Origin of the sequence: Streptomyces sp. NK15101 (assembly GCF_020400725.1) — a bacterium.
GTDB lineage: Bacteria > Actinomycetota > Actinomycetes > Streptomycetales > Streptomycetaceae > Streptomyces.
In genome coordinates, this window is sequence record NZ_JAINVG010000056.1 from 41,263 (window position 1) to 49,768 (window position 8,506).

General features: G+C 73.4%; 10 protein-coding genes. 4 read left to right on the forward strand and 6 right to left on the reverse strand.

Annotated elements, in window-relative coordinates; genetic code table 11:
* Window positions 1-93 precede the first annotated feature (93 nt).
* Window positions 94-1,356 carry a TOMM precursor leader peptide-binding protein gene (locus tag K7G60_RS26205; RefSeq protein WP_225803404.1) on the forward strand — a complete coding sequence of 421 codons (1,263 nt, stop codon included), beginning with the start codon at window positions 94-96 and terminating at the stop codon, window positions 1,354-1,356.
* A 41-nt stretch (window positions 1,357-1,397) separates the two neighbouring features.
* On the forward strand, window positions 1,398-2,744 hold the full coding sequence (locus K7G60_RS26210; protein WP_225803405.1) for an AarF/ABC1/UbiB kinase family protein: 1,347 nt from the start codon (window positions 1,398-1,400) through the stop codon (window positions 2,742-2,744).
* On the opposite strand, the gene K7G60_RS26215 is transcribed toward K7G60_RS26210, so the two are convergent.
* The 6 genes from K7G60_RS26215 to K7G60_RS26240 form a co-directional block, all read right to left on the reverse strand.
* Window positions 2,741-3,412: a bifunctional 2-polyprenyl-6-hydroxyphenol methylase/3-demethylubiquinol 3-O-methyltransferase UbiG gene (locus tag K7G60_RS26215; protein ID WP_225803406.1), complete on the reverse strand. Its 672-nt coding sequence runs from the start codon at window positions 3,410-3,412 to the stop codon at window positions 2,741-2,743. The genes K7G60_RS26210 and K7G60_RS26215 overlap by 4 nt on opposite strands.
* 98 nt (window positions 3,413-3,510) lie before the next feature.
* Window positions 3,511-3,693 (reverse strand): hypothetical protein, encoded by a 183-nt coding sequence (locus K7G60_RS26220; RefSeq protein WP_030688656.1) that lies wholly within the window; start codon window positions 3,691-3,693, stop codon window positions 3,511-3,513.
* A gap of 98 nt (window positions 3,694-3,791) precedes the next feature.
* The gene (locus tag K7G60_RS26225) at window positions 3,792-4,115 is read right to left on the reverse strand and encodes a hypothetical protein (protein ID WP_225803407.1); all 324 of its coding nucleotides are present in this window, start codon (window positions 4,113-4,115) and stop codon (window positions 3,792-3,794) included.
* A complete protein-coding gene (locus tag K7G60_RS26230; protein ID WP_225803408.1) occupies window positions 4,112-4,480 on the reverse strand; it encodes a WhiB family transcriptional regulator in 369 nt (122 codons plus the stop codon). Before K7G60_RS26230 ends, K7G60_RS26225 begins: the two co-directional genes overlap by 4 nt.
* 173 nt (window positions 4,481-4,653) lie before the next feature.
* Window positions 4,654-5,010, reverse strand: coding sequence for a hypothetical protein (locus tag K7G60_RS26235; protein WP_225803409.1), 357 nt, complete (start codon window positions 5,008-5,010; stop codon window positions 4,654-4,656).
* Between the two features lie 172 nt (window positions 5,011-5,182).
* Window positions 5,183-7,363: an ATP-dependent DNA helicase UvrD2 gene (locus K7G60_RS26240; protein WP_225803410.1), complete on the reverse strand. Its 2,181-nt coding sequence runs from the start codon at window positions 7,361-7,363 to the stop codon at window positions 5,183-5,185.
* Window positions 7,364-7,509: 146 nt separating this feature from the next.
* On the opposite strand from K7G60_RS26240, the gene K7G60_RS26245 reads away from it, so the two are divergent.
* On the forward strand, window positions 7,510-7,752 hold the full coding sequence (locus tag K7G60_RS26245; RefSeq protein WP_225803411.1) for a mycoredoxin: 243 nt from the start codon (window positions 7,510-7,512) through the stop codon (window positions 7,750-7,752).
* Window positions 7,753-8,207: 455 nt separating this feature from the next.
* Window positions 8,208-8,506, forward strand: a 299-nt coding sequence (locus K7G60_RS26250) for an acyltransferase family protein (protein ID WP_225803412.1), incomplete at its 3' end; no start/stop codon positions are given.

Below are 8,506 nucleotides of genomic sequence, written 5' to 3' on the forward strand. Positions count from 1 at the left end.
TCGGGGCGGCGGAATGCCGTTGTCGATCATGAATGCGGTCACGGGCGAGGACGGACGTCGAGGACGGACATGGGGACGGACGGGGGCGGGGAAATGCATCCGATGGTGAAACCGGCGTTGCGGCGGGCGTGGCGGAGTCTGCAGTGCGTGCAGTTCGGCGTCGCCCCCGCGCACGCGGTGGTGCTCGACCCGGTCGACCAGGTGACGGGGGCGGTGCTCGGGCTGCTCGACGGCACCCGCGGGACCGCGCTGCTGCGGGCCGAGGCACGGGCGCTCGGCCTGCCGGACGGACGCCTGGAGGGGCTCCTGGGCCGGCTGGAGTCGGCCGGACTCCTCACGGACGCCGCGACCGGGCGGCCGGGGAAGACGGGTCCGGCCGCCGGGGCGGTGGACGTGGCCCTCGATCCGCTCCGCGCGGACCTGGCCTCCCTTTCCGTGGTGCACCCGGGGCCGGAGCGGGCGGCGCGGACCCTGGCGGCCCGGCGGGCCCTGCGCGTCCAGGTCCGGGGCGCGGGGCGGGTGGGGACGACGGTGGCGTCCCTGCTCGCCGCGGCGGGCGTCGGTTCGGTCGAGGTCCTCGACTCGGGCCGGGTCGAGCCCTGGGAGACGGCCCCGGGCGGGCTGCCCGCCGAGTCCGTCGGCGAGCGCCGCGCGACGGCGGCCCGCCGCCTGGTCAACCGCTGGACACGGGAACCGGGGCGCGGGGCGCGGACGGGAGCCGGGCCCGGCGGACCGGGCGGGCCTGACGGACCCGGCGGGGCCGGTGGGTCCGGCGGACGTGTCGGTGCCGGTGGAACCGGCGGATCGCGCCGCCGGGGCGGTCGGGGCGGCCCGGGTGAACTGGCGGGCGAGCCCGGGCTGTCACTCGTCGTGGTGACGCCGCGGGACGGGCTCGGCGCGTACGTCCCCGATCCGCTCCCCGCCGAGCCGTGGATCTCCACCGGCACCCCTCATCTGTACGCGGGTGTCCTGGAGGCGACGGGGACGGTCGGGCCGCTCGTGCTGCCCGGCGGCACGGCCTGCGCGCGGTGCCTCCAGGAGGAGCGGGCGGACCGGGAGCCGGTGACGCCCCGGCTGCTCGCCCAGTGGCGCTCCGGCGCCCCGCATCCGCTGCCCGCCTGCGACCTCGGCCTGGCCACGGCGGTCGCCGGGCTGGCCGCCGCGCACGCGCTGGCCTTTCTGGACGGGGACCTCCCGGCGAGCACGGGCACCCGCTGGGAGGCGTCGCTGCCGCTGCTCGAGTGGCGGGCGGAGCGGCTGAGACCGCACCCGGCCTGCCCCTGCGGGGCGGCGCGGGGAGGAGAAGGGGAGCGCGCCTCGGCGGCCGGGGAAGCGCACGACACAATGGCGGGGTAACGGCCCTGCGCGGCACGGCAGTCTGGGTTTTGGAGGGGCGCATGTCTGATCTTCCCCGGAAGGCGGTCACCCGGACCGCCAAGTTGGCCGCGTTGCCACTGGGCTTCGCGGGCCGGGCCACCTGGGGTCTTGGCAAGCGGATCGGCGGCAGATCGGCGGAGCTGGTCGCCCGCGAGCTCCAGCAGCGCACGGCGGAGCAGCTGTTCAAGGTGCTCGGCGAGCTCAAGGGCGGGGCCATGAAGTTCGGGCAGGCCCTGTCCGTCTTCGAGTCGGCCCTGCCGGAGGAGGTCGCCGGGCCGTACCGGGCGGCCCTGACCAAGCTTCAGGACGCGGCGCCGCCGATGCCGACGCGCACGGTGCACACGGTCCTGGAGGAGCGGCTCGGGGCCGAATGGCGGGAGCTGTTCCTCGAGTTCGAGGACAAGCCCGCGGCGGCGGCCTCGATCGGGCAGGTGCACCGGGCCGTGTGGCACGACGGCCGCGAGGTCGCGGTGAAGGTGCAGTACCCGGGCGCCGGGGAGGCGCTGCTCTCGGACCTGACGCAGTTGAGCCGCTTCGCCCGGCTGCTCGGTCCGCTGATCCCGGGCATGGACATCAAGCCGCTGATCGCCGAGATGCGGGACCGGGTCTCCGAGGAGCTGGACTACGCCCTGGAGGCGGAGGCGCAGCGGATCCACGCGGAGGAGTTCGCGGACGATCCCGACGTGGTGGTGCCCGCGGTGGTGCACCAGTCGGAGCAGATCCTCGTGACCGAGTGGATGGACGGGGTGCCGCTCGCGGAGGTGATCGCGGACGGCACGGAGGCGCAGCGGGACCGGGCGGGCCAGCTCCTCGCCCGCTTCCTCTTCTCCGGCCCCGCGCGCACGGGGCTGCTGCACGCCGACCCGCATCCGGGGAACTTCCGGCTGCTGCCGGGCGGCGAGGACGAGGGGCCGGAGGGCTGGCGGCTCGGCGTCCTCGACTTCGGCACCGTGGACCGGCTGCCGGGCGGGCTGCCGGAGACGATCGGCACCTGTCTGCGGATGACGGTCGCGGGCGAGGCGGAGACCGTCTACGAGCTGCTGTGCGAGGAGGGCTTCGTGAAGGAGTCCGTCGCGCTCGACCCGGACGCGGTCCTGGAGTACCTGCTGCCGATCATCGAGCCGGCCGAGGTGGAGTCCTTCGCCTTCACCCGTGGCTGGATGCGCACCCAGGCGGCCCGGATCGCCGACCCCCGCTCCCCCGCCCACCAGTTGGGCAAGCAGCTGAACCTGCCGCCCTCGTACCTGCTGATACACCGTGTGACGTTGAGCACCATCGGGGTGCTCTGCCAGCTGAACGCGACGGTGCGGCTGCGGGACGAGCTCGCCGAGTGGCTGCCGGGCTTCGAGGACCCGCACCCCGCCTAGGAGTTCGGGGCGGGCTTGCGCCACACGAGGGTGTAGCGCCAGTAGAGGCGGCGGCGGATCCGGGCGCCGGGGAGGACCCGCCGGGCGACGAGGGTGATCTCGGCGAGGGTCTCCTCGGCGTCGCGGGTCGCGGCGGTCATGGCCACGGGCCGGGGCGCCGGGCGGCCCCGGTTCCTGAGCCACCCGGTGGCCGCGTTCAGGGGGATCGCGAGGAGGCCGAGGAGGTGGTCCCCGACGGTGTCGGGGCGGGAAAGCCCGAGGACGACCAGGGTTCCGCCGGGGGCCAGCCGGTCCCTGAACCGCTGGAGGGCCGGGGCGAGCGGCAGGTGGTGGAGGGTCGCCACGCAGGTGACGGCGGCGTAGTCACCGTCGTCACCGGTGTCGGCGAGGGCGTCCGCGACGTCGAAGGACACCGGGGCGACCGGGGCGGTGAGCGCGCGGGCACGGGCGACGATCGCCGGGTCGGCGTCGACGGCACGGACGGCCGTGGCACGGCCGGCGAGGAGCCGGGCGAGGTCACCGCTGCCGCAGCCGACGTCCAGGGCACGGTCGACGCGGCGCGGCAGCTGCCTCAGGATCCACCGGTGGTAGTGGGCGTTGTGGTCCCAGGGGTGGGCGGCGTTGAACCGTTCGAGTGCGCGCAGGAGGCGATCTGTGAGGGCTGCCATCGGGGGAGTCCATCACACGGGTGCGGGTGCGGGTCCAGGCGCGGGAGCCCGGGCCCGGCAGGCGCCGCCCGCGGCGCCCGCGACGGGGCGGGCGGGGATCACCACCAGGAGGAGTCGAGGCGGCCCTCGATGGAGCGGATGTTGGCGCGGGCGCACTCCTCGCAGAAGTACTCGCGGCGGCCGTTCTCGACGGAGCAGGTCCAGGTCACCGGGAGGGGGTCGGCGGTCCTGCCGCAGCGGGCGCAGGAGACGGGCTCCTGGGGGACGCGGGCTTCGTTCACCCTGGTGACGATAACGCGGGGCGGGGGCACGGTGCGAGCAACGCACCGCGGGGGCCGGTCCGTTCGGACCGGCCCCCGCGAGGGCATCACGGAGACGCTCAGTTCATGACGGCCATGGCGAGCGCGCGGCGGGCGCGCAGCGAGACGCGCTCGGCGCGACGCTGCATGCGCCGGGCGGCGACCAGGCGCGCGGCCTGGCGTTCCGCGTCGGCCTCACGCTGTCGCTCGTGCATATGGGCACGGGCCAGGGCTTCTGGGGCGAGTTGCATTTCACGGGTCCTGTTCTGACGCGCGGTGTGCGCGGCGGCGGGGGAGAAAACCGGGGTCGCGGAGCCGACGGGCTCGCTGGTGGAAGAGGTCATCGGGGCCTGCTTCTGGGGATCGTGCGTGAGGGGGCGGTCGATGGTTCCGGTGGCGCTCATGCCGCGACCGGGTTCTTGCGCGGGCGGCCACGGGGCCGCTTGCGGGCGACGACCACGCCCTGGACGAAGAGCTCGCCACCCCAGACGCCCCAGGGCTCGCGGCGCTCCTTGGCGCCGGCGAGGCAGGCGGCCACGAGCGGGCAGGTCCGGCAGAGGGACTTCGCGTACTCGACGTCGGCCGGGGACTCCGCGAAGAAGACCTCGGGGTCGTAGGCGCGACAGGGGACGGGTACGCCGAGGTTCTCGATGGCGTCGTCGAGCGCGGTGAGCGCGGTGAGGGGGGTCAAAGCGGGGTCCTCCGTGAGGCCGGGCAGGGGGATCGATTCGGAATGCGGTACGGACGGGGCGTGCGCTTCGAGTTGCACGGTGGTCTTTCCTCGTCTGGTCGTTCCGGCCTGTTGGCCGGGGTTTCGGCTGGTACCGGGTGGTGTCTTTCCCGAGGCCCCTTCGCGCCGTCGTCCCCGTTCGAGGACAAACAGAAGGGCCGCGGATCCCGGGTGGGGTTCCGCGGCCCTGAAGGCGCCGGCCTGATCATGGATCAGGCTGGATCACTCCAGGGTTCGAGCCCACGGAAGGCCCACATCATGTGGTGGTGCGTCGTCGTCTGCTGCTGGGTTCCGGCACCGGTCGCCGCAAAGCCATAGGCCGTGGCCTTGCCTGCTACTCCTGCTTCCAGTGCCTTGGTCGGTCGCTCATTGCGCCGCTCCGCGGCGACCAGACCGAGACCGGAGAAACCGGTGACGGGAAGGCCGGCGACGGGCAGACCGGTGCCAATGAGAGCCGAGGCGGAGAGGCCGAGCGAGCAGGCGGAGACGACCGAGCGATCGGTCATTTTGGCCGTGCCGACGAAGCCGACGGTGCCGGCGGTGCTGGTCTGGATGGTGTAGCTGATCACTGGAATCGCCTCCTCTCGGCGTCTCGGAGGGCTCGGGTGCGAGCCGGACCCTCATGTTTATTTGGACAAGTACAGCACGAAGACAGGGCTTCGAAGAAGCCGCCGTTTCCGTGGTTAAGAACCTATGGGGCTTGACGGGGCGGGCGCAAACTATTTTTCCGACGAGTTTTCCTCAGACTTCGCCCTCGTCCGTGCCACCGTCCTCACCTGCGCAGATGGCCAGGACCTCGGCTCCGAAGCGGTCCAGCTTGCGGACGCCGACGCCGGAGATCGAGGCGAGCTCTCCGTCGGTGGCGGGGACCCGCTCGGCGATCGCCATGAGCGTCTTGTCGGTGAACACGCAATAGGCGGGCTGGCCGAGCTGCCTGGCCTGTTCCGACCGCCACTCCCGCAGTCGCTCGTACAGGCCCTCGTCCATGTCCGAGGGGCAGTCCTCGCAGCGCATCAGCTTCATCGCGCCGGCCTCGGTGAGGGTCGCGCCGCAGACCCGGCACAGGACGGGGCCGCGGGGCCCCCGCCGGCGCAGGCCGCTCCCCCGCTCGACGGAGCCGGAGGCGCCGCCGGAGCCGACGGTGCCGAGGGAGCCCGAGCCGGGCCGCAGGCCCTGGAGGAAGCGGCTGGGGCGCCGGCCGGGCCGGCCGCCCGGGGAGCGGGAGAGCGCCCAGGAGAGCGTGAGGTGGACCCGGGCCCGGGTGACGCCCACGTACAGCAGGCGCCGCTCCTCCTCGACCTGCTCGTCCGTCTTGGCGTAGGTGATCGGCAGCATGCCCTCGGTGAGGCCGACCAGGAAGACGGCGTCCCATTCGAGGCCCTTGGCCGCGTGCAGCGAGGCGAGGGTGACGCCCTGGACGGTCGGGGCGTGCTGGGCGGCGGCCCGCTCGTCGAGCTCGGCGACCAGGTCGGAGAGGGTGGCCCCGGGCTTGGCGCGGACGAAGTCCTCGGCGAGCCGGACGAGGGCGGCGAGGGACTCCCAGCGGTCGCGGACGGCGCCGGAGCCGGCGGGCGGCTCACTGGTCCAGCCCTTGGTGGAGAGGACGGCCCTGACCTGGGCGGGGAGGTCCTCGGCGTCGTCGAGGAGCGAGTCGTTGGCCCCGGCGCGGGCGGCGCCGCGCAGGGCGATGCCCGCCTCCCGCACCTCCTGGCGCTCGAAGAAGCGCTCGGCGCCGCGGAGCTGGTAGGGCACTCCGGCGTCGGCGAGGGCCTGCTCGTACACCTCGGACTGGGCGTTGATCCGGTAGAGGACGGCGATCTCTCCGGCGGGGACGCCGGCGGCGATGAGGTCGCGGATGCGGCGGGCGGTGCCCTCGGCCTCGGCGGGCTCGTCGGCGTACTCCGCGTAGACCGGCTCGGGGCCGGGGTCGCGCTGGGAGATCAGCTCCAGGCGGTGCTCGGCGGCCCGGCCGCGGGCCTGGCCGAGCAGCCCGTTCGCCAGGTGCACGACCTGCGGGGTGGAGCGGTAGTCGCGGACCAGCTTGACGACGGTGGCGGCCGGGTGCCGGGTGCGGAAGTTCAGCAGGTGGTCGGGGGTGGCACCGGTGAAGGAGTAGATCGTCTGGCCGGCGTCGCCGACGACGCAGAGGTTGTCGCGGTCGCCGAGCCACAGGTCGAGCAGCCGCTGCTGGAGCGGGGAGACGTCCTGGTACTCGTCCACCACGAAGTGCTGGTACTGGCGGCGGATCTGGTCGGCGATGTCGTGCCGGTCCTGGAGGATCCCGACGGTGAGCAGCAGCACGTCCTCGAAGTCGATCACCGAGCGGTCGCGCTTCAGCTGCTCGTACATGGCATAGATCTGGCCGATCTCGGCCGGGTCGCGGGGGGCGTCCCTGACGGACTTGGCGACGGCGGCCGGGTAGTCGGCGGGGACGGTCTGGGTGACCTTGGCCCACTCGATCTCGCCGGTCACGTCCCTGAGCTCGTTTCGGTCGAGCCGGATCCGGCAGCGGGCCGCGGCCTCGGCGACCAGCTGGACCTTGCGCTCCAGGAGGCGGGGCAGCTCGCCACCGACTGCTTTCGGCCAGAAGAACTGGAGCTGTCGGAGGGCCGCGGAGTGGAACGTGCGGGCCTGGACGCCGCCCGCGCCGAGCTGTCGGAGCCGGCCGCGCATCTCGCCCGCGGCACGGTTGGTGAACGTGACGGCCAGCACGCTGGCGGGCTGCAGGATGCCGGCCCGCACCCCGTACGCGATGCGGTGGGTGATGGCCCGCGTCTTGCCCGTCCCGGCTCCCGCGAGGACGCACACCGGGCCGCTCAGGGCAAGGGCGACCTCGCGCTGCTCGGGGTCGAGCCCGTCGAGCACCGCGTCGGCCGTCTCCGGGACCTGCGGGAAGAGAGTGGAGTGCGTTGCTGCTGTCACCCCGCCATGCTGCCAGGTCGCCGAGGCCGGTGCGGCGGCCCGTCCACAGGGGGGAGACGCCGGTCATACGAATTCCGGGAATGGCGCCGGGAGGGCGTACGTTCTCCCTCTCGGCACCCGTCCGCGAACAAGAGGAGCGCCTGGCCATGCAGGGCACTGTGACGATGTACAGCACCACGTGGTGCGGCTACTGCCGTCGGCTGAAGAGCCAGATGGACCGCGAGGGCATCGCGTACACGGAGATCAACATCGAGCAGGACCCGGATTCGGCCTCGTTCGTCGAGAAGGCCAACGGCGGCAACCAGACGGTGCCGACCGTCCTCTTCCCGGACGGCTCCACCCTGACGAACCCGAGCCTCGCGCAGGTCAAGCAGAAGATCGGCGTCTGAGCGAGCGCGACGCGACGGAACCCCCGGCCGGACGGCCGGGGGTTCCGCGCTTCCCGGGCCGAGCGCGGTTCCGGGGGCGCGTCCGGGGCTCGCGCGGCGGGAGCGGGTGACCGGTCTTCGTTCGTGGGGGGATCGGACGACCGTTCGGTGAAGATCGCGAAACGTTCGCGAGGAGACCGCGAGGAGCGGCGGCGGGACCGCGGTCGACGGGAGGCGAGCATGGTGCCCTTGTACAGGGATTTCGCCGGAGCGAACCTTGCCGAACCCCTTCCAATGTGAAGGGCGTCACGCTTCCGAGCGCTTTTGTAAGGCTCCCGAAACCGCCCCTATGCTCTCGCCCCGAACGAGATTTGCGACTGCATATCCAGGTGGGATGCCCCTTGCTCGACCAGACAGCGCCTGCCGCTCCGGCATCCCTCGAACCCGGGAGCCCCCCGCGCCTCACGACGGTCCCCGTGAGCAGGGGGCGCGGACGTCTCCACGCCCTCGACGGTCTGCGCCTCGCCGCCGCCCTCATGGTGGTCGCCTACCACTACCTGGCCTTCGGGGAAGGCTGGCCGACGCCGGTCGAGGACCTCTTCCCCACCGCCTTCCCCCTCGCCTCCTACGGCTATCTCGGCGTGGAGTTCTTCTTCCTCATCAGCGGCTTCGTCATCTGCATGAGCGGCTGGGACCGGCGGGTGAAGGACTTCTTCGTCTCCCCCCCGGGGGGGGTCCCCCCGTCGGGAGGACGGCGGGTGGGGAGAGAGGGGGG